The sequence below is a fragment of the Bacillus sp. FF-1 genome (assembly GCF_028548245.1).
Classification (GTDB): domain Bacteria; phylum Bacillota; class Bacilli; order Bacillales; family Bacillaceae_G; genus Bacillus_A; species Bacillus_A paranthracis.
In genome coordinates, this window is the sequence record NZ_JAQQGG010000001.1 from 317,971 (window position 1) to 339,637 (window position 21,667).

Below are 21,667 nucleotides of genomic sequence, written 5' to 3' on the forward strand. Positions count from 1 at the left end.
TTTTTAAAAGAGGGAGAACAATAAGCCGATAAGCGCTACTCGGAATAAAATTGCAATGAGTGCTGCAATTCCACCGACAATCGCAGCGATACCACCAGTTACAGTAGCTCCGCGGTTATAAGCGTAAATACCTAGTAGTACAGAAACAAGACCGAATAATGTTGGGAAGGTGAAAAGTGATAAGATAGATAAGGCAAGAGCGATAAAGCCAGCCGTTGATCCAGCAGCGGACGATCTTACATCATCTTTATGTTCCTTCTCATCGTAATCATAATCAATGCGCTGTGGTGCAACCTCAGCTGCATATTCTTCTTTATAGTCACTATAATCACTATCTATTCTATCTCTTTTTTTATACTCATCAAATTTCTCAGTCAAAGTCATGACTCCTTTCATAACAAGGTTCAATAGTAGTATGTATCTCTTTTTCCTTTTTATCCGAGTATGTACAGGGAGTAATATCCATTTAAAAGGTGAAGATTGTTTTTTTGAAATAGGAAAAGTTAGTATGACTTCCTCTATTTTGGAAAGTATAAAAAAGAATAATGAGGAAAGGGGCAATACATAATGGAACATCCAATTGAAAATTTAATGAAAACAGCAATGACAAATTTAAAAGAGATGGTAGATGTAAATACGATTGTTGGAAGTCCAGTTTCAACAGCTGACGGAAATGTAGTATTAACAGTATCTCAAGTAGCCTTTGGTTTTGGAGCTGGAGGAAGTGACTTTAAAGGTGAATTTATTTCCGAAAAACATAATAATGGACAAGGGCAGCATAAAGAGAATAAGCAAAGTCATCCATTTGGAGGCGGAAGCGGGGCTGGGGTTTCTATTAGCCCAGTTGCTTTTTTAGTAGTTGGTTCTAACGGTGTGCAAGTATTGCATCTCAATAGTAGTACACATTTAATTGAAAAAGCTTTAAATACCGTACCAAGCACTGTAGATAAATTTGTAAATGGTCGCTAAAGGTGAACTTGCATTTTTTAGGAATTATGATATATTAGAAAAAGTGCGCTTTAGGATGATCGGAATAATTGAACTGTAAATATATATGATGTGTGGAATAAGGGAGAGGAATTTATGATTAATATCAAAAACTTAGTAGTTGGCTTATGTATGTTAGTAAGCGGTTTTGTTGTATATGTAATAAAAGAAAAAGCTCCATTCTAAAACAGACAAACCGTTATTGTCTGTTTTAAATTTGTGAAAAATGTTGACAAGTTGCTATATTGATGTTAAAATTTTAATTCGTGTCTCGGTTACAGCTAGTGTAAAGTAAATAAATCTTATAAATATAATACGAAAAGTTTGCGAAAGATCGGGTAGTTTTACCAACAACTTTTGTGAACAAACCCTATAAATTATAATTATAGGCTTTATAGGTATACTAGTGAATCAAGGAGCGGTCAGTGGAACCGTAATGATGAGAGAGAGGTAGGGCTTTCATCCAGTATATGTTACTTTCCCGTTAGGTGAATATAAAAAAGAGGACTCCTTTTCAAAAGGAGTCCTCTTTCTTTTTTGTATTGAATTTAAATGCGGCTCTCAACTTGTTGGCAAATTTCATCTGTTGTTAAACCGTGGGCGTTAATTACCGATCCTTTTATTGATGTATCTGCAATACCCATCATATTAGAATCTTGCCCAGTTACAACGCAACAGTCGCATCCTTGTGCGTCATGTTCCGAGTTAATTGTAATGACTTCATGCCCCTGTTGCTGAAGAGCTTGTTGGACATCTGTTAACGAATTTTCAACACCAATTTTAGCCATAATTCTCACCTCCTACCATCTAGTTGTTAGTATGCTCAAGTTCATCGTATATATTTATATAAAGACGGTAGGAAGCATATATTTATCTGTTATTTACGGGTAGCCTGATTAAAGTACGACTTTATTTAGTCGTTATATACACCAGTAAGCATTTGACTTACGAATTGATCGTTTAGAGTATCTTGGGCGGAAGAAGTATTTGAATGAATGTCGATTGAAGCAATGAAATTGTTATATTCTTTATTATTTGGTTCTACCTCTACATAATTATCAAATTTACAAAAACCTTTCGTATCCATTAGATCAAATAGTTGAAGCATCTCTACTACCTCTTGTCTCGTTCCTTTAATTTGTACACACGCCATATTGATTTCCTCCTTCATTTTGACAAATTGTTTTTTAAAAATAGGATTATGATTCCGAAATGAAAAATATGAATGTTATTTTTAGACAGCGTTATTTTTATTATTTTCCCCCTTTTTCAGCAAAAGTCGTTGTATATTCCCGAATTTATAAAAACGGACGTCCGTTTATTGAATACAATAGATTCGTATCAATTGGCGAAAATCCTTCTTTTAAACAAATATTTTTTTAATGGAAATTGACGAAAAAATTTTTTCGACTTTTTGTAAACGTTAACAATGTTGTTAAATCAATATAATTAAAGATGTACGTACGAATAAAAATTATAAATTTTCTAAAAATTCACTTGATTTATTTAGAAAGGAGAGTAAACTAGGAAACAATAAAAAATTCATAGAACATAGGAGGCGCTTTCCAGTGAACGAGCAATGGATTTTCTTAAATGGAGAATTTGTTCCAAAAGACGAGGCAAAAGTATCAGTATATGATCATGGTTATTTATATGGAGATGGAGTATTTGAAGGAATTAGAGTTTATAGCGGTAATGTTTTCCGTTTGAGAGAGCATCTTGTCCGGTTATATGAATCAGCAAAATCCATCATGTTAGAAATTCCATATTCTTTAGATGAAGTAACGAATATTGTTGTTGAGACGATTCGACAAAATAAATTATCTAATGGATACATTCGCCTAGTTGTATCGAGAGGAGCAGGAAATCTTGGGTTAGATCCTGATTCTTGTAAAAAACCGAATGTAGTAGTAATTGCAGAGCAACTATCTTTATTCCCACAAGAATATTATGAAAAAGGGATTCCAGTTGTAACAGTTGCAACGCGCCGAAACCGTCCAGATGTATTGTCGCCTCAAGTAAAATCTTTAAATTACTTAAACAATATTTTAGTTCGCATCGAAGCGAAATTGGCTGGAGTACAAGAAGCGCTTATGTTAAATGATCAAGGATACGTAGCTGAAGGCTCAGGGGATAACGTATTTATTGTAAAAGGAAATAAATTAATTACACCACCAAGTTCTGCTGGAGCGTTAGAAGGCATTACACGAAATGCTATTTTAGAAATTGGTGAAAAACTTGGATATGACGTTAGAGAAGAGTTATTTACAAGACATGACGTATATGTAGCTGATGAAGTATTTTTAACAGGAACAGCAGCGGAAGTAATTGCTGTTACGACAGTAGATGGTAGAACGATTGGTTTAGGGCAAACGGGTCCACATACGAATCGTTTATTAGAAGAATTCCGAAAGTTAGTTATAGAAGATGGAGAGAAAATTTACGAAGAAAATAAAGTTGGATAACAACTTTTTATAACATAAGAAAGCGTTGATAGGGAGGAGTAGTTGATTGTGAAGCCTCACAGAGAGTCGGTGGTTGCTGGAAACCGATGGTTCACGTCGACGAACATCGCCCTTGAGTGCTAAGCTGAAGCATTTGTCTAGGCTTAGACGGTAGCTCCGTTATTAGCTAGACTCATTTTATGGGTCACTGAGGCAAGAGTATTCTTGCAAAGAAGGGTGGTACCGCGAAATCTTTCGTCCCTTCAGCACATAGCTGGAGTGTGGACGTAGGATTTTTTTTATTGATAAAAGTTTTTAAAAGGGGGCTTATAAGAACAATGTCTTCAAAAACGGAAGAGAAACTGGCAACTGGTGCACAGCTATTGTTAGAAGCGCTAGAAAAGGAAGGAGTAGAAGTGATTTTCGGTTATCCTGGTGGTGCTGTTTTACCTCTTTATGATGCACTCTATGACTGTGAAATTCCGCATATTTTAACAAGGCATGAACAAGGTGCTATTCACGCTGCTGAAGGATATGCCAGAATTACTGGCAATCCAGGGGTTGTCATTGCAACGAGTGGACCAGGTGCTACAAATGTGATTACTGGTCTAGCAGATGCGATGATTGATTCATTGCCACTTGTTGTATTTACAGGGCAAGTAGCAACAACGTTAATTGGAAGCGATGCTTTCCAAGAAGCGGATATTATGGGGCTTACGATGCCAGTGACAAAACATAACTATCAAGTGCGAAAGGCTTCCGATTTACCTCGAATTATTAAAGAGGCATTTCATATTGCTAGAACAGGAAGACCAGGCCCAGTCGTTATTGACCTTCCGAAAGATATGGTAGTAGAGCAAGGCGAACGATGTAGTGATGTGCAAATGGATTTACCAGGATACAACCCTAATTATGAACCGAATCTACTGCAAATAAACAAATTATTACAAGCAATTCAGATTGCAAACAAGCCATTAATTTTAGCTGGAGCAGGTGTATTGCATGCGAAAGCTTCAAAGGAATTAACAAGTTTTGCTCGTAAATATGAAATTCCTGTTGTGCATACATTACTTGGTCTTGGTGGGTTTCCACCAGATGATGAACTATTTCTAGGGATGGGAGGAATGCATGGTTCTTACACAGCTAATATGGCGTTATATGAATGCGACTTACTCATTAATATAGGCGCTAGATTCGATGATCGTCTTACTGGAAATTTAGCTTATTTTGCGAAAGAGGCGACTGTCGCGCATATCGATATTGATCCAGCAGAAATCGGAAAAAATGTACCGACTGAAATTCCTATTGTTGCAAGTGCTAAGCAAGCGCTCCAAGTATTACTTCAACCAGAAGGAAGGAAAGAAAATCATCATGAGTGGATCTCTTTATTAAAGAATAGAAAAGAAAAGTATCCATTCTCTTATAAACGAAATTCTGAAAGTATTAAGCCTCAATATGCAATTGATATGTTATATGAAATTACGAAGGGAGAAGCGATTGTAACAACAGATGTGGGGCAACATCAAATGTGGGCAGCCCAATATTATCCGCTGAAAACTCCAGATAAATGGGTAACTTCAGGAGGACTAGGAACGATGGGCTTCGGATTTCCAGCAGCAATTGGTGCCCAAATTGCAAAGCCTGATGAATTAGTTATTGCAATTGTTGGTGACGCTGGATTTCAAATGACTCTGCAAGAATTAAGTGTGTTAAAAGAACACTCTTTACCTGTTAAAGTATTTATTTTAAATAATGAAGCTTTAGGAATGGTAAGACAATGGCAAGATGAATTTTATAACAAAAGATATTCGCACTCTTTACTATCGTGTCAACCAGATTTCGTTGCTCTTGCGAATGCGTATGGCATAAAAGGGGTTCGCATAGATGATCCACTTCTTGCAAAGAAACAATTGCAGCATGCAATTCAATTACAAGAGCCAGTCGTAATTGATTGCCGTGTACTTCAATCAGAAAAGGTAATGCCGATGGTTGCGCCAGGGAAAGGTGTTCACCAAATGGAGGGAGTGGAAAAAAGGTGAAGAGAATTGTTACAGCAACAGTTCGAAATCAAAGTGGTGTGTTAAACCGAATTACAGGTGTTATGACACGAAGACATTTTAATATTGAAAGTATTTCAGTAGGTCATACGGAATCATCGGACATATCGCGGATGACGATTGTTGTACACGTTGAAAATGAACAGCAAGTAGAGCAGTTAATTAAACAACTTCATAAGCAAATTGATGTTTTGAAAGTATCAGATATTACAGAAGAAGCGATGATTGCAAGAGAACTCGCACTTATTAAAGTAGCAACATCAGTAGCAAGAGCAGAATTATACAGTTTAATTGAACCGTTTCGAGCCGCTGTAATAGATGTTGGGAAGGATTCCATAGTTGTGCAAGTAACAGGTACGCAGGAAAAAGTAGAAGCATTAATTGAATTACTTCGTCCATACGGTTTGAAAGAAATTGCAAGAACAGGTGTAACAGCCTTTACGCGTAGTATGAAAAAGCAAGATAAGCAAGTAATGTTAATTCAATAATCATTTAAATATAGGGGGAAATGAAAATGGCAAAAGTTTATTATGAAAAAGATGTAACGGTAAATGTATTAAAGGAAAAGAAAGTAGCAATCATTGGATATGGCTCGCAAGGTCATGCGCATGCGCAAAATTTACGTGATAACGGATTTGATGTAGTAGTAGGTTTAAGAAAAGGTAAGTCTTGGGATAAAGCGAAAGAAGATGGATTTTCTGTATATACAGTAGCAGAAGCAGCAAAGCAGGCTGATGTAGTAATGATTTTGCTGCCAGATGAACTGCAACCAGAAGTATATGAAGCGGAAATTGCGCCAAATTTACAGGCAGGAAATTCTCTCGTTTTTGCACACGGATTTAATGTTCACTTTGATCAAGTGAAACCACCAGCGAATGTAGATGTATTTCTAGTAGCGCCAAAAGGTCCAGGACATCTTGTACGCCGTACATTTGTTGAAGGCGGAGCTGTTCCTGCATTATTTGCAGTATACCAAGATGCAACAGGAGTTGCGACTGAAAAGGCACTTTCTTATGCTGATGGAATTGGAGCGACGAGAGCTGGTGTATTAGAAACGACATTTAAAGAAGAAACGGAAACAGATTTATTTGGAGAGCAAGCTGTACTTTGCGGCGGAGTAACTGCGCTGGTGAAAGCTGGATTTGAAACGTTAGTTGATGCCGGATATCAGCCGGAACTTGCATATTTTGAATGTTTACATGAACTGAAACTTATTGTTGACCTTATGTATGAAGGTGGACTTGAAAATATGAGATATTCAGTTTCAGATACAGCGCAGTGGGGCGACTTCGTATCAGGACCACGTGTTGTAACGGAAGATACGAAGAAAGCGATGGGTACAGTACTAGCAGAAATTCAAGATGGTACATTTGCAAGAGGTTGGATTGCAGAGCATAAAGCAGGAAGACCGAATTTCCATGCGACAAATGAGAAAGAGAATGAACACGAAATCGAAGTAGTTGGACGTAAATTACGTGAAATGATGCCTTTCGTACAGCCGCGAGTAAAGGTAGGGATGAAATAATATGAAGCAGATTTTGTTCATGGATACGACGCTACGTGATGGCGAACAATCACCAGGAGTGAATTTAAATGAACAAGAGAAATTGCAAATTGCAAGGCAATTAGAAAGACTAGGGATTCATGTTATGGAAGCTGGCTTTGCAGCAGCTTCCGAAGGGGATTTTCAATCGGTAAAACGTATCGCGAATACAATTCAAAATGCTACAGTTATGAGTTTAGCTAGAGCGAAAGAAAGCGATATTCGAAGAGCATATGAAGCTGTGAAAGGTGCGGTATCTCCTCGTTTACACGTATTTTTAGCTACGAGTGATATTCATATGAAATATAAACTTTGTATGTCAAAAGAGGATGTGTTAGATAGTATTCATCGTTCTGTTACACTTGGAAAATCATTATTTCCAACAGTACAATTTTCTGCAGAAGATGCGACAAGAACAGCAAGAGATTTTTTAGCTGAGGCAGTAGAAGTTGCGATTCGTGCAGGAGCCAATGTAATTAACATTCCAGATACAGTTGGATATACGAATCCAGAAGAATATTATTCTCTTTTTAAGTACTTACAAGAATCCGTTCCTTCATATGAAAAAGCAATTTTCTCTTGTCATTGTCACGATGACCTTGGAATGGCTGTAGCAAATTCGTTAGCTGCAGTTGAAGGGGGAGCATTGCAAGTAGAAGGAACAATTAATGGAATTGGAGAGAGAGCAGGGAATGCGGCGTTAGAAGAGGTTGCAGTTGCTCTTCATATTAGAAAAGATTTCTATAAAGCAGAGCCTTCTATGACGCTAAAAGAAATTAAAGCGACAAGTACATTAGTAAGCAGATTAACAGGTATGGTTGTACCGAAAAATAAAGCGATTGTTGGAGCAAATGCATTCGCTCATGAATCAGGCATTCATCAAGATGGTGTATTAAAAGAAGTGACAACATATGAAATTATTGAACCAGCGCTAGTAGGCGAATCTCAAAATCTATTTGTACTTGGAAAACATTCTGGACGTCACGCGTTTACAGAAAAAATGAAAGAGCTTGGCTATGAATTTACAACGGAAGAACGAGATGCAGTGTTTGAAGCGTTTAAAAAATTAGCTGATCGTAAGAAGGAAATTACGGAGGAAGATTTACGAGCACTTATGCTTGGTGAAGCAGCATTTGCGGCTCAGCAATTTAATATTACGCAACTGCAAGTACATTTCGTATCAAATAGTACACAATGTGCGACAGTTGTACTAAAAGATGAGGAAGGAAATGTATTCGAAGATGCAGCTACTGGCTCTGGTAGTATTGAAGCAATTTATAATGCAATCCAAAGAATTTTAGGATTAGAATGTGAATTGGCGGATTATCGCATACAATCTATTACACAAGGTCAAGATGCACTGGCTCATGTTCATGTTGAATTAAAAGAAGGAACACATCAAGTATCAGGTTTTGGTGTTGCGCAAGACGTATTGGAAGCGTCGGCGAGAGCATATGTCCACGCAGCGGGGAAATTGAAATCTTTTATCCAGCTGGTGAAATAAGTGTTTGATAGGTGAGAGGGGCTATTCTCACCTATCGAATTAAAGTTATGAAAATTCAGTTAAAAGGAGTGTTGAAATTGGAAAAACGTATCGTTTGTTTAGCTGGTGATGGGGTTGGACCGGAAGTTATGGAAAGTGCGAAGGAAGTATTGCATATGGTAGAAAGGTTATATGGTCATCATTTTCATTTGCAAGATGAGTACTTCGGCGGGAGTGCTATCGATTTAAATGGGCAACCATTACCACAACGAACGCTTGCCGCTTGTTTAGCAAGTGATGCGGTTTTACTAGGAGCAGTTGGTGGACCAAGGTGGGATAGTGCGAAAGAAAGACCAGAGAAAGGATTATTAGCTTTAAGAAAAGGGCTCGGTGTATTTGCGAACGTTCGCCCTGTAACGGTAGAAAGTGCAACGGCACATTTATCGCCATTAAAAAAGGCTGATGAAATTGATTTCGTTGTCGTTCGTGAATTAACAGGTGGGATTTATTTTTCTTATCCGAAAGAACGAACCGACGAAGTAGCAACGGATACACTTACGTATCATCGCCATGAAATTGAACGTATCGTTTCTTATGCTTTTCAATTAGCGAGTAAACGGAAGAAAAAAGTAACATCTATTGATAAGGCGAATGTTTTAGAATCTAGTAAACTATGGAGAACTGTAACAGAAGAAGTAGCACTTCGTTATCCAGATGTTGAACTAGAACATATTTTAGTAGATGCAGCTGCTATGGAGTTAATTCGGAATCCAGGACGGTTTGATGTAATTGTAACAGAAAATTTATTTGGGGATATTTTAAGTGACGAAGCTTCCGTATTAGCTGGATCATTAGGAATGCTTCCGTCAGCAAGTCACGCGGAAAAGGGTCCTTCATTATACGAGCCTATTCACGGATCGGCACCGGATATTGCCGGGAAAAATAAGGCGAATCCAATTGCGATGATGCGCTCTGTTGCCATGATGCTTGGACAATCGTTCGGATTAACGAGAGAAGGGTGTGCAATTGAAGAAGCGATTTCAGCAGTCCTTAAATTAGGAAAATGTACAGCAGATATCGGGGGGACTGAAACGACAACTTCATTTACGAAGGCAGTAATGCAAGAAATGGAAGAGCAAGCGCTAGTAGGGAGAGGAAGATAATGGGGAAAAGGTTGCTAGATAAACTTTGGGAAAGACACGTAGTTGCGACAAATGAAAATGGATTAGATTTATTATATATCGATCTGCACCTTGTTCATGAAGTAACGTCACCGCAAGCCTTTGAAGGCTTGCGGCTTACAAATCGAACGGTACGCAGACCAGATTTAACATTCGCAACGATGGATCATAATATTCCAACGAAAGATGTTTGGAATATTACCGATCGCATTGCGAAGCAGCAATTAGATACACTTCGGGAAAATTGTAAACAATTTCAGGTGCCGTTAGCAGATATCGGAGATGAAGAGCAAGGGATCGTTCATGTTATCGGACCAGAACTTGGGCTCACGCAGCCAGGAAAAACAATTGTTTGTGGTGATAGTCATACAGCAACGCACGGTGCGTTTGGCGCGCTAGCATTTGGTATTGGTACGAGTGAAGTGGAACATGTATTGGCAACGCAAACGTTATGGCAAAGAAAACCGAAAGCGATGGGAATTGAGTTAAAAGGAAAATTACAGAAAGGCGTTTACGCAAAAGATATTATTTTGCATCTCCTTTCAAAGTACGGTGTAGCAGTTGGAACTGGATATGTAATGGAATTTTACGGAGAGACGATTCAGGCTATGGAGATGGAAGAGAGAATGACGCTTTGTAATATGGCGATTGAAGGAGGAGCAAAAGCGGGTATTATCGCGCCGGATGAAAAAACAGTTGCTTATGTAAAAGGACGTAAATATGCACCGAGAGACTATGAAACTTTCGAGAAGAAATGGTTTGAACTTTATACAGATGCAGATGCAATTTATGATTTACATATTTCGATAGATGTTACAGATTTAGCGCCATACGTTACGTGGGGAACAAATCCGAGTATGGGAGTTCGTATTGATGAGAAATTGCCAGAAAAACATGATGTAAATGACGAAAGAGCATTTTCTTATATGGGATTAAGCCCTGGACAAAGTACGTATGATATTCCAGTTCAGCATGTTTTCATTGGATCTTGTACAAATTCCAGGCTCTCTGATTTAGAAATTGCTGCAGCTGTTGTGAAAGGGAGAAAGGTAAAAGAAGGTGTGCGAGCACTCGTTGTACCTGGATCGAAAAGAGTAAGGGACGCGGCGATGCAAAAAGGACTACATCACATATTTGAAGAAGCAGGATTTGAATGGAGAGAACCTGGATGTTCCATGTGTCTTGGAATGAATCCAGATCAAGTACCTGAAGGAGAGCATTGCGCTTCAACTTCAAATCGTAATTTTGAAGGAAGACAAGGAAAAGGAGCACGAACGCATTTAGTTAGCCCAGCAATGGCGGCAGCAGCTGCGTTATATGGTCATTTTGTTGATACAAGAAAGGAGAGTTATGATGGAGCCATTTCGTATTCATAAAGGTACTGCCGCAGTACTTATGAATAATAACATTGATACGGATCAAATTATTCCGAAGCAATATTTAAAGAGAATTGAAAGAACTGGGTTTGGAAAGTTTTTATTTGATGAGTGGCGATATGATAATGAACGACACGAAAACCCTAATTTCCCACTAAATGCACCAGATAGAAAAGGAGCAAGTATATTAATTACAGGTGATAATTTTGGATGTGGTTCTTCAAGAGAACACGCACCGTGGGCACTTGCTGATTATGGTTTCCGCGTAATTATCGCGGGAGGGTTTGCAGATATTTTTTATATGAATTGTATGAAGAATGGTATGTTACCAATTGTAATGGATAAAGAAATGCGAGAAAAGCTTGCCCAAACGGATGCAAGAGAACCAATAGAAGTAGATTTAGAGAATGAAGTAATTACAACAAGTACGCACAGGTTTCATTTTACAATCGAGAAAATGTGGAAAGAGAAATTATTAAATGGTTTAGATGAAATTAGTATTACAATGCAATATGAACAAGAAATAAAAGAGTATGAAAGAAGGATAGCTGTATATTAAAAGATAACGGAATATTTAAAATGTATTTACATTCAGAATTAAGTATTATATACTATGTAAAAATTAGAGGAGAAAGGGAGTAAGTATTATGAAAACAATGCAATCTATTAAAATGCTTACACAACTACATCATCATACATAAAGCCCTTGAACCTAGCGTGAAAACGTGTAGGTGCAAGGGTTATTCCCGTTGTACCTACACGCTACTAAAGAGCCTTGTAGGTATATTTTATCTACAAGGCTCTTTTTATTTTCGGTTTAGGTGCATGAAATAAGCATACATTAGAAAGGGAAAGGTGTGAGAATTTCGATGACAAAATGGAAACGGGCAAATCCAAATGGAACGAGAGATTATTTATTCGAAGAATGTACGTTAATTGAAGAAGTGGAGCAAAAATTAAGGCGTACTTTTTTAGAGAGAGGTTATGAAGAAATAAGGACACCAACAATTGAATTTTATGATGTGTTCGCCTTTCAAAGCAGGCCGATAGATGAAGAAAAGATGTATAAATTTTTTGATGAAAAGGGAAGGATTATCGTATTGCGTCCAGATATGACAATTCCTTTAGCGAGAGTGATCGGAACGCAGAGGTGTGATACACCACTTAAAGTGACGTATAGCGGAAATGTATTTCGAGCGAATGAGTCCCTTACTGGAAAATATAATGAGATCGTGCAAAGTGGTATTGAAATTATCGGTATTGATAATGTAAGAGCTGAAATTGAATGTGTTATAAGCGTCATTCAATCACTTCAAAAGTTGAAGGTGCAATCTTTTACAATAGAGATTGGGCAAGTACAGTTATATAAATGTATTGTCAAAAAGCTCTCCATTCATGAGGAAGAAGAGAAAGTTCTTAGAACATATATTGAAAGTAAAAATTATGCCGCTTTATCCAATTTTATTAGAGATAAGAAATTAGATCGATGTGATGAGACAGTAAAGTTACTGGAGAAATTACCGAGGTTATTTGGGAATTTAGAAGTGATTGAGGAAGCAGAAAAACTCGCCTCCAGTAATGAAATGAAAATGGCCATTACAAGAGTGAAAGAAATATATGAAGCAATTGAAAAACTAGGCTATGGATCGTACATATCCATTGATTTAGGTATGATTCAACATTTGGACTATTATACAGGTGTTATTTTCAAAGGGTATATATATGAAATTGGGGAAGAAATTGTTAGTGGCGGAAGATATGATGAGTTAATTGGAAATTTTGGAGAAATGTTACCGGCTGTTGGACTCGCGGTGCAAGTTAATCAAATTGTAAAGGCGCTGCAAGAGCAGCAAGAGCCATATGAACGAAAGAGAATAGATATTATGATTCATTACGAGTTAAATAGATTAGCAGAAGCGGAACGATTACGAAATTTACTTCAAAAGGACGGGAAAAAAGTAGCGCTATCTTTATTCTCTAATTTAAATGATACTTTTCAATTTGCTAGAAAAAATCAAATTGTAACGGTCGTTGAGGCAAAGAACGAATCATTAGTGGAATATGTATGGAAAGAGAAATGGGTCGTCCAGAAAGAAGGAGAAACTTCATGCGTAACATTCAAATTGCGTTAACGAAAGGGAGATTAGAAAAACATGTGATTCCGCTCTTTGAGCAGATTGGAATTGATTGTTCAGAGCTCAAAAATAAAGGAAGAAAACTTGTCTTTCAAAGTAAAAATACGGATATCTCATTTATTTTAGTGAAAGCAGTAGATGTTGCTACTTATGTAGAACATGGAGTAGCGGATATCGGAGTCGTTGGAAAAGATATTTTAATGGAAAACGAGAAAGATATTTATGAAATGTTAGATTTAGGAGTAGGCGTGTGTAAGTTTTGTGTCGCTTCTATTCCTACTTATAATCCGAAGAGCTACCGGAAGAAATGCATTGCGACGAAATATCCACATATTACTTCTAACTATTTTCATGATAAAGGAGAGGATGTAGAAATTATTAAAATAGAAGGTTCTGTAGAAATTGCTCCTATTCTTGGATTGGCAGATGCGATTGTTGATATTGTTGAAACAGGAAAAACATTACAAGAAAATGGACTCATTGTATTTGAGGAAATGTATTCTATATCTGCTCGAATGATTGTAAATAAGGCTGCATTAAAAACTAAAAAAGACGAAATATTCAGTATTATAAATATGATGGAGCAAGAAATTTTGTCAGGAAAATAGGGGGACTTGTAATGGAGATCGTTTTTGAAGATTTTCAAAAGGCGTTATCGAAAATAAAATTGCTACGAGAAAACGCTAATATAATAGAAGAAACTGTTCAAAGAAATGTAAGTGAAATCGTTCAAAATGTAAGGGAGAGTAGGGATGAGGCCTTATCTTTTTATACAAAAAAGTTTGATGGTGTAAAGATGAAAGAGTTTCGTGTAAGTGAAGAAGAAATAAAACGAGCGAGTATGTTTGTAGAGAATTCATTTTTAGAAGCGTTACAAGAGGCGAAGAAAAACATTATTTCGTACCATGAAAAGCAAAAAAGACAATCGATGTTCGATTGCGCGAGTAAAGGCATCATTAGAGGACAAATCATTCGGCCATTAGAGAATGTAGGCGTATATGTGCCAGGCGGAACTGCTTCGTATCCTTCGTCAGTATTAATGAATGTATTGCCAGCAAAACTCGCTGGTGTGAAAAAGATTGTAATGGTAACACCGCCAAGAGAAGGAGGAATTGATCCACATATTTTAGTTGCTGCAAGTCTTGCAGGAGTAGATGAAATTTATACGATAGGTGGTGCGCAAGCAATTGCTGCTTTAGCATACGGGACGGAATCGATTCCGAAAGTGGATAAAATAGTTGGACCAGGAAATTTGTACGTCGCTCTAGCGAAACGAGAAGTATATGGAATAGTAAATATTGATATGATTGCTGGACCGTCAGAAATTGTAGTTATTGCAGATGAAACCGGCAATGCAAAATATATTGCTGCTGATTTATTATCACAAGCAGAACATGACGAGAGAGCGACAGCAATTTGTATTACAACAAATATAGAGTTAGCAAAAGAAGTAGAAAAAGAGATAGAAAGGCAGTTAGAAACATTACCAAGAAGCGAAATTGCACGTGAATCAATAAAGAGAAATGGGGCCATTTTTATCGTTCCTTCTTTAGAGGAGGCGCTAAATTTATCGAATGAAATTGCCCCGGAACATTTAGAGTTACATATAAAAGAACCGATGAATGCTCTAGCTTATGTGAAACATGCAGGATCTATCTTTCTTGGACCATATGCACCAGAACCGCTCGGGGATTATTTAGCAGGACCGAATCACGTGTTACCGACAAGTGGAACGGCAAGGTTTTTCTCACCGTTATCAGTCGATGATTTTGTGAAAAAATCAAGCTTTCTGTCTTATACAGAGGAAGCATTAAGAGATGTCCAACATCATATTGTAGAGCTTGCCAATAAAGAAGGGTTACATGCGCATGCGAGAGCAATTCAAATAAGATTTGAGGAGGAAGAATAATGCGTGAGTCTAGTCAAATACGTGAGACGACAGAGACAAAAATAAAATTAAGTTTACAGCTTGATGATGGGAAGAACGTTTCTGTACGAACGGGAGTTGGTTTTTTTGATCATATGCTAACTTTATTTGCAAGGCATGGAAGATTCGGTTTGCAAGTGGAGGCAGAAGGGGATGTATTCGTTGATGCACATCATACAGTTGAGGATGTTGGGATTGTACTCGGAAATTGTTTGAAAGAAGCATTGCACAGTAAAGAGGGGATTAACAGGTACGGCTCAGCATATGTACCGATGGATGAGTCTTTAGGCTTTGTTGCAATTGATATAAGTGGACGCTCATATATTGTATTTCAAGGAGAATTAACGAATCCGAAGCTTGGGGATTTTGATACAGAACTAACGGAAGAATTTTTTAGAGCAGTTGCTCATGCTGCCAATATTACATTACATGCTCGTATTTTATACGGAAGCAATACACATCACAAAATTGAAGCGTTATTTAAAGCGTTTGGTAGAGCGCTTAGAGAAGCAGTCGAAAGAAATGCCAATATTACTGGTGTAAATTCAACGAAAGGGATGTTGTAATTGATTGCCATTATAGATTATGGAATGGGAAACATTCGTAGTGTAGAACAAGCATTAAAGCATATTGGAGCAGCGTATATCGTAACGAGTGATAAAGAAGAGATTTTTAGAAGTGATGGAGTGATTTTACCAGGAGTAGGTGCATTTCCAAAAGCAATGGATGTATTGGAAGAAAAAGATTTAGTACGTGTGTTACAAGAAATTGGACGTTCCAGAAAACCACTTCTAGGTATTTGCCTAGGAATGCAGCTTTTGTTTGAAAAAAGTGAGGAACTACAAGACTGTAACGGGTTAAGTTTATTGCCAGGCGTTATTCGAAAGTTAAAGGTTCCTTATAAAATTCCTCATATGGGATGGAATGAGTTAAAGAAAGAAGGAGAAATAGCGCTTTGGAATGGAGTAGAGGACGGTTCTTTCGTATATTATGTCCACTCTTATTACGCAGATTGTCCAAATGAAATTGTATATGGAATAAGTGAATATGGAGTGAAAGTACCTGGTTTTGTAGCAAAAGGAAATATATACGGTGCGCAGTTTCATCCTGAAAAAAGTGGTGACATTGGCATGCAAATGTTGAAAAATTTTAAAGGAGTGGTAGAAACATGGAAATCTTCCCAGCTATCGATTTAAAAGAAGGGAGATGCGTTAGACTGTATCAAGGAGAATTTAGTAAAGAAACAGTAATGAATGAAGACCCAGTTGCGCAAGCGATTATATTTGAAACATTTGGAGCGAAACGGTTGCACATTGTTGATTTAGATGGTGCAGTTGCTGGTGAGTCGTTAAACTTGTCCGTCATTGAAAGAATTTGCAAGGCAGTACGTATTCCAGTGCAAGTTGGCGGAGGAATTCGATCACTTGTATCCGTAGAGAAATTATTTTCAGTAGGAGTAGATAAAGTGATTTTAGGAACAGCCGCTCTTTATGATAAGCCATTTTTAGAAGAGACAGTTCGTCTATATAAAGAAAAAATCATCGTCGGAATTGATGCGAAAAATGGTTTTGTAGCAACGAGAGGCTGGCTTGATGTGTCTGAAATTTCTTACATTGATTTAGCAAAACAAATGGAGAAGATAGGTGTTCAAACGATTGTGTTTACAGACATTTCGAAAGACGGAACACTTGCAGGACCGAATGTAGAGCAATTGGAGTTACTACAAAAGAACGTTGCTACTCGACTTATTGCTTCTGGAGGAATTGCATCTATACAAGATGTGAAAAAGTTAAATGATATGAACATATACGGCGTCATAATTGGTAAGGCTCTTTACGAGAAAACGATTGATTTAGAAGAAGTGCTAGAGGTAACAAAGTTATGTTAGCGAAACGCATTATTCCATGTCTAGATGTGAAAGAAGGGCGAGTCGTAAAGGGTGTAAATTTTATAGGACTACAAGATGTCGGGGATCCTGTTGAAATAGCAGCTTTATATAATGATGCAGGAGCAGATGAAATAGTATTTTTAGATATTACGGCAACGCATGAAGGGCGAAAAACGATTATAGATGTTGTAGAAAAAACGGCTTCAAAAGTATTTATTCCTCTTACAGTTGGCGGAGGAATTTCAAGTGTGAAAGATATGTACAATTTACTAAGAGCGGGAGCAGATAAAGTTTCAATTAACTCAGCAGCAGTGCGAAATCCAAAATTAATCGAAGAAGGGGCAGAGCATTTTGGCTCACAATGTATTGTCGTCGCAATTGATGCTAGAAAAGTAGCGGAGGATAAGTGGAATGTATATGTGAACGGCGGAAGAGTTGATACGGGAATGGATGCAATCGGGTGGGCAAAGCGCGTTACAGAGCTAGGCGCAGGCGAAATTTTATTAACGAGTATGGATGCAGACGGAACGAAAAACGGATATGACCTTCGTTTAACAGAAGAAATTTCAAAAAGTGTTTCCGTACCTGTCATCGCGTCAGGTGGATGCGGTCATGCTGATCACATTATAGAAGTGTTTCAAAAGACAACAGTTGATGCAGCATTAGCGGCATCAATCTTTCATTACGGTGAGGCGACAATAGGGGACGTAAAGAGAAAGTTAAGAAATGCAAATGTTGAGGTGCGGCTATGAAACCTAACTTTTCAAAAGGACTATTACCAGCAGTTGTAATTGAAGAAGATACAAAAGAAGTTTTAATGCTAGCTTATATGAATGAAGAAGCGTATGAAAAAACAATAGAAACGAAAAGAACATGGTTTTATTCTCGTTCAAGAAGGTCGTTATGGAATAAAGGAGAAACATCAGGTAATGTCCAACATGTGCAATCTCTTTATTTAGATTGTGATCAAGATGCAATCGTTGTTGTCGTAAAGCAAGTAGGGCCTGCATGTCATACGGGAGAAAAAACATGTTTTCATTACAAAATTATATAGGGGGATACATATGAAAAACGCCTTTACATTACTATTCGAAACAATTAAAGAACGAAAGAGAAATCCACTTTCTGAATCATATACAAATTACTTGTTTTCAAAAGGAGAAGATAAAATTTTAAAGAAAATTGGTGAGGAATGTACGGAAGTAATTATTGCATCCAAAAATAATGATAACGAAGAGCTAGTGAAAGAAATGGTTGATGTAATGTATCACTGCTTCGTTTTATTAGCCGAAAAAAATATATCATTAGAAGATATTATGGAGGAAGTGACAGAAAGAAATGGGAAGCTTTCGAGAGTAGGGGACAGAAGAGAAATAGATACATTATAGGGGGAATATGTATGAAGGTGGATTATCACATTCATTTAGAAGAAGGGCCATATTCAATAGGATGGCTAGCTAAAATAAATGAATCATTACAACATTATGAACCGCTAAAAGAAGAAAAACATTCTATGGAATGGCTTGTGAAAACACAAGAACGCCTGCAAAGACGTGTGAATGAAGGGCCATTTACAATGAAATGGATTGATTTATATTTAGAAGAAGCTTTGCGAAAAGGGATAAAAGAAGTTGGTATTGTCGATCATTTATATCGTTTTTATGAAGCGAAAGAATACTATGAAACATATGTTGATATTAGTGATTCGGGGCTTGGACGTTTACAAAAGGAATGGTTAGACCAAGTAAGGGTAGCTTCACTACATGATTTTACAAGGGCAATTGAAGAGGCGAAAGAACGGTGGAGTAAAAGAGGTGTTACGCTTAAACTTGGAATTGAAGCAGATTATTTTATTGGTGGTGAACAACAATTACAATCTTTACTTGCATTAGGAGATTTTGATTATGTAATTGGTTCTGTTCATTTTTTAAATGGCTGGGGATTTGATAATCCAGATACGAAAGAATATTTTAAGGAACATGACTTATATGTTTTATATGATACGTTTTTCAAAACGGTTGAGTGCGCAGTTCGTTCTGAGTTATTTGATATTATTGCTCATCTTGACAACATAAAAGTATTTAATTATCGATTAAATGAGAATGAACAACTTTCTTATTATAAGAAAATTGCGCGTGCATTAGTAGAAACAAATACAGCAACGGAAATAAATGCGGGATTGTACTATCGCTATCCTGTGCGCGAAATGTGTCCGAGTCCGCTATATTTACAAGTATTAGCTAAACACGAAGTTCCGATCACACTCTCTTCAGATGCTCATTATCCGAATGATTTAGGAAAATATGTGGAAGAGAATATAAAGACGTTACGTAATCATGATATTGCTCACTTAGCTACATTTACGAAACGAGTTAGAACGATGAGATTACTAGAAGAAGTAACAATTTCAAAATGATCACGATTTTTTGATGAAAACCCATCTTTTTGTTCAAAATAAGAAAGAATAAAAAGGAGGGTAAGAAATGTCGAAACAGCAAAATAAACAAAATGTACAAGGTGCACAGCAACAAGCGTATACTTCTGAAACGAATGCTACATCTCAATCCGTTATTGAGGAACAAATTAGTGATACAGTTGCAGAAGGAACGATCGATGTGAAGCTTGGAAAACAATCGCAAGAAAAAGCATAAGAAGAGGGGGAGACTTGCATCTCCTCTTTTTTTGTGGAAAAGTGTCGATTTTCAAAACTATAATCAAATTCCTTGGTTTTTATATGTGGATTTCTTACAATGAAAGATAAGAGAGATCTTATTTTCTATAGAAGAGGTGTTAGTAGTGGCAAAAATATTAGTAGCAGGGAAAATTCCAGCAATCGGATTAGAACTATTAAAGGATCATGATGTAGAAATGTACGATAAAGAGGAGTTAATTTCTTTAGATGAATTAACAGAGCGTGTAAAAGACAAAGATGCATTGTTAAGCCTACTTTCTACAAAGGTGACAAAAGAAGTGATTGATGCGGCACCTAATTTGAAGATTGTTGCAAACTACGGTGCTGGTTACGATAATATTGATTACTCATATGCCGAAAAAAAAGGGATTGCGGTAACGAATACACCGAAAGTATCAACGGAAGCTACTGCAGAACTAACATTTGCACTTCTTTTAGCAGCGGCACGTAGAATTCCTGAAGGTGATACGCTATGTCGTACAACTGGATTTAACGGATGGGCACCGTTATTTTTCTTAGGCCGCGAAGTACATGGTAAGACAATTGGAATTATCGGCCTTGGAGAAATCGGAAAGGCAGTTGCAAAGCGTGCGAAAGCGTTTGGAATGAATGTTTTATATACAGGACCAAATCGAAAGCCTGAAGCTGAAAGTGAACTGGAAGCAACATATGTAACATTGGAAGAATTATTACAAACAGCAGACTTTATTACAATTAACTGTGCGTATAATCCGAAATTGCACCATATGATTGATGAAGAACAGTTCAAAATGATGAAGAAAACAGCGTATATTATAAATGCTTCACGCGGACCAATTATGCATGAAGCGGCACTTGCTCATGCTTTAAAAACAAATGAAATTGAAGGGGCAGCTCTTGACGTGTTTGAATTTGAGCCGAAAATTACTGAAGAGCTAAAAGGATTAAAGAATGTGGTACTTGCTCCTCACGTAGGAAATGCAACATTCGAAACGCGTGATGCGATGGCCGAAACGGCGGTAAGAAATATTTTAGCTGTATTAAATGGCGAAGAAGCTGTAACGCCTGTCAATCAAAAAGTATTCGTTACAAAATAAAAAGAAACCTTCCGGAATCGGAAGGTTTCTTTTTATTTTTCTTTATTTGCTCTTTTTGATGGTCTTTGTCTAAGGAATTGAGATAGCATGTACAAAATATATAGTGGAATAGCAATGAATAAGAAAACAGAAAAATTACCGAACCCTGTTTGGTACATTGTGATAATGATGCCCACTAAAAATAGTGTAATAATGATGCTATATCGTGGAATTGGTACATCTTTTAAACTTGGGATACGAATGCGGCTCACCATTAAAAATGCGAACGTTACAAATACTGTAATAAGAACGATTTTTGGAATGGTATGTGAAAATAATGTTAAGAAAGCAACAAGCCCTCCCGCTGCTGTAATCGGTACCCCAGTGAAATATTTCATTGAAGTAGAAGATGGTGTTACATTAAATCGTGCTAAACGATATGCTCCGAAAAGAGGGAATAGCCCCGCTATGTATAGTCCGATGATTCCATAATTAGAGAAAGATGTGTAATACATGAGAACAGCAGGTGCTGCACCAAATGTTACGACATCCGCAAGCGAGTCAAGCTCTTTTCCCATTTGTGAATCAACACGTAATAAACGAGCAACACGCCCATCAAGACTATCTAACATCATCCCGATAAGTACTAAAATAGCAGCTGATTTATAATATCCTAAAGATGCATAGCCGATTGACAAGAATCCACTATATAAATTTCCGAGCGTAAATAAGTTTGGAATAGCTGCTCTATACAAAATCTGATCCCTTGCTTTCTGTAATAAATTCTTAATTAGTGTATGAAAGTTTACTTATTTTATCATACCATAAATTTCTTCTTCACACGAAAGAAATTCCCAATTTGTGAAAGATTTCATATCAGAATGATTTGAAAAATAAGT

At 37.1% G+C, this 21,667-nt stretch carries 25 protein-coding genes, 1 pseudogene and 1 other annotated feature; of the genes and pseudogenes, 22 read left to right on the plus strand and 4 right to left on the minus strand.

From position 1 onward, the window contains the following. Nucleotides 1-3 precede the first annotated feature (3 nt). Nucleotides 4-396, minus strand: a complete 393-nt coding sequence (locus PQF83_RS01730) for an imidazole glycerol phosphate synthase (protein ID WP_001997037.1) — start codon at nucleotides 394-396, stop codon at nucleotides 4-6. 112 nt (nucleotides 397-508) lie between these two features. Between PQF83_RS01730 and ytfJ the strand changes: the two are divergent. Next, nucleotides 509-969 (plus strand): annotated as a pseudogene (ytfJ, locus tag PQF83_RS01735) (GerW family sporulation protein). Between the two features lie 114 nt (nucleotides 970-1,083). Next, nucleotides 1,084-1,173, plus strand: a complete 90-nt coding sequence (locus PQF83_RS01740) for a hypothetical protein (RefSeq protein WP_000608225.1) — start codon at nucleotides 1,084-1,086, stop codon at nucleotides 1,171-1,173. Nucleotides 1,174-1,535: 362 nt separating this feature from the next. Here the strand turns inward: PQF83_RS01740 and PQF83_RS01745 are convergent, their stop codons facing one another. Both PQF83_RS01745 and PQF83_RS01750 read right to left on the minus strand, forming a co-directional pair. After that, nucleotides 1,536-1,775 carry a YkuS family protein gene (locus PQF83_RS01745; RefSeq protein WP_001062580.1) on the minus strand — a complete coding sequence of 80 codons (240 nt, stop codon included), beginning with the start codon at nucleotides 1,773-1,775 and terminating at the stop codon, nucleotides 1,536-1,538. Between the two features lie 125 nt (nucleotides 1,776-1,900). Beyond that, a complete protein-coding gene (locus PQF83_RS01750) occupies nucleotides 1,901-2,140 on the minus strand; it encodes a DUF3911 family protein (RefSeq protein ID WP_000752508.1) in 240 nt (79 codons plus the stop codon). 415 nt (nucleotides 2,141-2,555) lie between these two features. Here PQF83_RS01750 and ilvE point away from each other — a divergent pair, with 415 nt between their 5' ends. From ilvE to PQF83_RS01850, 20 genes are all read left to right on the plus strand, one after another. Further along, nucleotides 2,556-3,452, plus strand: a complete 897-nt coding sequence (gene ilvE / locus PQF83_RS01755) for a branched-chain-amino-acid transaminase (RefSeq protein WP_001005497.1) — start codon at nucleotides 2,556-2,558, stop codon at nucleotides 3,450-3,452. A 16-nt stretch (nucleotides 3,453-3,468) separates the two neighbouring features. Beyond that, nucleotides 3,469-3,697, plus strand: a binding site (T-box leader). Nucleotides 3,698-3,769: 72 nt separating this feature from the next. Further along, entirely contained in the window at nucleotides 3,770-5,470 is a 1,701-nt protein-coding gene (ilvB, locus tag PQF83_RS01760; RefSeq protein ID WP_000095851.1) for an acetolactate synthase large subunit, read from the plus strand. Next, nucleotides 5,467-5,976, plus strand: a complete 510-nt coding sequence (gene ilvN, locus PQF83_RS01765) for an acetolactate synthase small subunit (protein ID WP_000822948.1) — start codon at nucleotides 5,467-5,469, stop codon at nucleotides 5,974-5,976. The genes ilvB and ilvN overlap by 4 nt, the downstream gene beginning before the upstream one ends. A 26-nt stretch (nucleotides 5,977-6,002) precedes the next feature. Then, nucleotides 6,003-7,013, plus strand: coding sequence for a ketol-acid reductoisomerase (gene ilvC / locus PQF83_RS01770; protein WP_001151736.1), 1,011 nt, complete (start codon nucleotides 6,003-6,005; stop codon nucleotides 7,011-7,013). Between the two features lies 1 nt (nucleotide 7,014). Continuing rightward, nucleotides 7,015-8,535, plus strand: a complete 1,521-nt coding sequence (leuA, locus tag PQF83_RS01775) for a 2-isopropylmalate synthase (protein WP_000809576.1) — start codon at nucleotides 7,015-7,017, stop codon at nucleotides 8,533-8,535. Nucleotides 8,536-8,612: 77 nt separating this feature from the next. Then, nucleotides 8,613-9,677: a 3-isopropylmalate dehydrogenase gene (gene leuB / locus PQF83_RS01780; protein ID WP_000415369.1), complete on the plus strand. Its 1,065-nt coding sequence runs from the start codon at nucleotides 8,613-8,615 to the stop codon at nucleotides 9,675-9,677. After that, nucleotides 9,677-11,071, plus strand: coding sequence for a 3-isopropylmalate dehydratase large subunit (gene leuC / locus PQF83_RS01785; protein WP_000518108.1), 1,395 nt, complete (start codon nucleotides 9,677-9,679; stop codon nucleotides 11,069-11,071). Before leuB ends, leuC begins: the two co-directional genes overlap by 1 nt. Continuing rightward, nucleotides 11,049-11,630, plus strand: a complete 582-nt coding sequence (gene leuD, locus PQF83_RS01790; RefSeq protein ID WP_000433211.1) for a 3-isopropylmalate dehydratase small subunit — start codon at nucleotides 11,049-11,051, stop codon at nucleotides 11,628-11,630. The genes leuC and leuD overlap by 23 nt, the downstream gene beginning before the upstream one ends. 310 nt (nucleotides 11,631-11,940) lie before the next feature. Continuing rightward, a complete protein-coding gene (gene hisZ / locus PQF83_RS01795) occupies nucleotides 11,941-13,203 on the plus strand; it encodes an ATP phosphoribosyltransferase regulatory subunit (RefSeq protein WP_000170316.1) in 1,263 nt (420 codons plus the stop codon). Further along, the gene (gene hisG, locus PQF83_RS01800; protein ID WP_001244470.1) at nucleotides 13,179-13,814 is read left to right on the plus strand and encodes an ATP phosphoribosyltransferase; all 636 of its coding nucleotides are present in this window, start codon (nucleotides 13,179-13,181) and stop codon (nucleotides 13,812-13,814) included. Before hisZ ends, hisG begins: the two co-directional genes overlap by 25 nt. Before the next feature lie 11 nt (nucleotides 13,815-13,825). After that, on the plus strand, nucleotides 13,826-15,115 hold the full coding sequence (gene hisD / locus PQF83_RS01805) for a histidinol dehydrogenase (RefSeq protein WP_000407007.1): 1,290 nt from the start codon (nucleotides 13,826-13,828) through the stop codon (nucleotides 15,113-15,115). After that, a complete protein-coding gene (hisB, locus tag PQF83_RS01810; protein WP_001209290.1) occupies nucleotides 15,115-15,699 on the plus strand; it encodes an imidazoleglycerol-phosphate dehydratase HisB in 585 nt (194 codons plus the stop codon). The genes hisD and hisB overlap by 1 nt, the downstream gene beginning before the upstream one ends. Then, the gene (hisH, locus tag PQF83_RS01815) at nucleotides 15,700-16,329 is read left to right on the plus strand and encodes an imidazole glycerol phosphate synthase subunit HisH (RefSeq protein WP_000560333.1); all 630 of its coding nucleotides are present in this window, start codon (nucleotides 15,700-15,702) and stop codon (nucleotides 16,327-16,329) included. Further along, nucleotides 16,302-17,021 carry a 1-(5-phosphoribosyl)-5-[(5-phosphoribosylamino)methylideneamino]imidazole-4-carboxamide isomerase gene (hisA, locus tag PQF83_RS01820; protein WP_000402310.1) on the plus strand — a complete coding sequence of 240 codons (720 nt, stop codon included), beginning with the start codon at nucleotides 16,302-16,304 and terminating at the stop codon, nucleotides 17,019-17,021. Before hisH ends, hisA begins: the two co-directional genes overlap by 28 nt. Next, the gene (gene hisF, locus PQF83_RS01825) at nucleotides 17,015-17,773 is read left to right on the plus strand and encodes an imidazoleglycerol phosphate synthase cyclase subunit (RefSeq protein ID WP_000880083.1); all 759 of its coding nucleotides are present in this window, start codon (nucleotides 17,015-17,017) and stop codon (nucleotides 17,771-17,773) included. The genes hisA and hisF overlap by 7 nt, the downstream gene beginning before the upstream one ends. Then, nucleotides 17,770-18,075: a phosphoribosyl-AMP cyclohydrolase gene (gene hisI / locus PQF83_RS01830; RefSeq protein ID WP_000803968.1), complete on the plus strand. Its 306-nt coding sequence runs from the start codon at nucleotides 17,770-17,772 to the stop codon at nucleotides 18,073-18,075. The genes hisF and hisI overlap by 4 nt, the downstream gene beginning before the upstream one ends. A gap of 10 nt (nucleotides 18,076-18,085) precedes the next feature. Beyond that, nucleotides 18,086-18,409, plus strand: coding sequence for a phosphoribosyl-ATP diphosphatase (gene hisE, locus PQF83_RS01835; RefSeq protein WP_000786132.1), 324 nt, complete (start codon nucleotides 18,086-18,088; stop codon nucleotides 18,407-18,409). 11 nt (nucleotides 18,410-18,420) lie between these two features. Further along, nucleotides 18,421-19,437, plus strand: coding sequence for a histidinol phosphate phosphatase domain-containing protein (locus tag PQF83_RS01840; protein ID WP_000861820.1), 1,017 nt, complete (start codon nucleotides 18,421-18,423; stop codon nucleotides 19,435-19,437). A 67-nt stretch (nucleotides 19,438-19,504) separates the two neighbouring features. Beyond that, on the plus strand, nucleotides 19,505-19,672 hold the full coding sequence (locus tag PQF83_RS01845) for a YozQ family protein (RefSeq protein WP_000043572.1): 168 nt from the start codon (nucleotides 19,505-19,507) through the stop codon (nucleotides 19,670-19,672). 145 nt (nucleotides 19,673-19,817) lie between these two features. Continuing rightward, the gene (locus PQF83_RS01850) at nucleotides 19,818-20,789 is read left to right on the plus strand and encodes an NAD(P)-dependent oxidoreductase (protein WP_001062823.1); all 972 of its coding nucleotides are present in this window, start codon (nucleotides 19,818-19,820) and stop codon (nucleotides 20,787-20,789) included. Nucleotides 20,790-20,821: 32 nt separating this feature from the next. Here the strand turns inward: PQF83_RS01850 and pssA are convergent, their stop codons facing one another. Then, on the minus strand, nucleotides 20,822-21,523 hold the full coding sequence (pssA, locus tag PQF83_RS01855; RefSeq protein ID WP_000285422.1) for a CDP-diacylglycerol--serine O-phosphatidyltransferase: 702 nt from the start codon (nucleotides 21,521-21,523) through the stop codon (nucleotides 20,822-20,824). Nucleotides 21,524-21,667 lie beyond the last annotated feature (144 nt).

Excerpts from the sequence above, each read along its gene's own strand:
- leuA (WP_000809576.1), top strand. The coding sequence starts at position 7,015 with ATGAAGCAGATTTTGTTCATGGATACGACGCTACGTGATGGCGAACAA.
- PQF83_RS01840 (WP_000861820.1), top strand. The coding sequence starts at position 18,421 with ATGAAGGTGGATTATCACATTCATTTAGAAGAAGGGCCATATTCAATA.
- hisA (WP_000402310.1), top strand. The coding sequence starts at position 16,302 with ATGGAAATCTTCCCAGCTATCGATTTAAAAGAAGGGAGATGCGTTAGA.
- hisD (WP_000407007.1), top strand. The coding sequence starts at position 13,826 with ATGGAGATCGTTTTTGAAGATTTTCAAAAGGCGTTATCGAAAATAAAA.
- PQF83_RS01845 (WP_000043572.1), top strand. The coding sequence starts at position 19,505 with ATGTCGAAACAGCAAAATAAACAAAATGTACAAGGTGCACAGCAACAA.
- PQF83_RS01745 (WP_001062580.1), bottom strand. The coding sequence starts at position 1,775 with ATGGCTAAAATTGGTGTTGAAAATTCGTTAACAGATGTCCAACAAGCT.
- hisZ (WP_000170316.1), top strand. The coding sequence starts at position 11,941 with ATGACAAAATGGAAACGGGCAAATCCAAATGGAACGAGAGATTATTTA.
- hisB (WP_001209290.1), top strand. The coding sequence starts at position 15,115 with ATGCGTGAGTCTAGTCAAATACGTGAGACGACAGAGACAAAAATAAAA.
- hisG (WP_001244470.1), top strand. The coding sequence starts at position 13,179 with ATGCGTAACATTCAAATTGCGTTAACGAAAGGGAGATTAGAAAAACAT.
- hisE (WP_000786132.1), top strand. The coding sequence starts at position 18,086 with ATGAAAAACGCCTTTACATTACTATTCGAAACAATTAAAGAACGAAAG.
- hisF (WP_000880083.1), top strand. The coding sequence starts at position 17,015 with ATGTTAGCGAAACGCATTATTCCATGTCTAGATGTGAAAGAAGGGCGA.
- hisI (WP_000803968.1), top strand. The coding sequence starts at position 17,770 with ATGAAACCTAACTTTTCAAAAGGACTATTACCAGCAGTTGTAATTGAA.
- leuC (WP_000518108.1), top strand. The coding sequence starts at position 9,677 with ATGGGGAAAAGGTTGCTAGATAAACTTTGGGAAAGACACGTAGTTGCG.
- PQF83_RS01740 (WP_000608225.1), top strand. The coding sequence starts at position 1,084 with ATGATTAATATCAAAAACTTAGTAGTTGGCTTATGTATGTTAGTAAGC.
- ilvB (WP_000095851.1), top strand. The coding sequence starts at position 3,770 with ATGTCTTCAAAAACGGAAGAGAAACTGGCAACTGGTGCACAGCTATTG.
- ilvC (WP_001151736.1), top strand. The coding sequence starts at position 6,003 with ATGGCAAAAGTTTATTATGAAAAAGATGTAACGGTAAATGTATTAAAG.
- leuD (WP_000433211.1), top strand. The coding sequence starts at position 11,049 with ATGGAGCCATTTCGTATTCATAAAGGTACTGCCGCAGTACTTATGAAT.
- PQF83_RS01750 (WP_000752508.1), bottom strand. The coding sequence starts at position 2,140 with ATGGCGTGTGTACAAATTAAAGGAACGAGACAAGAGGTAGTAGAGATG.
- PQF83_RS01730 (WP_001997037.1), bottom strand. The coding sequence starts at position 396 with ATGAAAGGAGTCATGACTTTGACTGAGAAATTTGATGAGTATAAAAAA.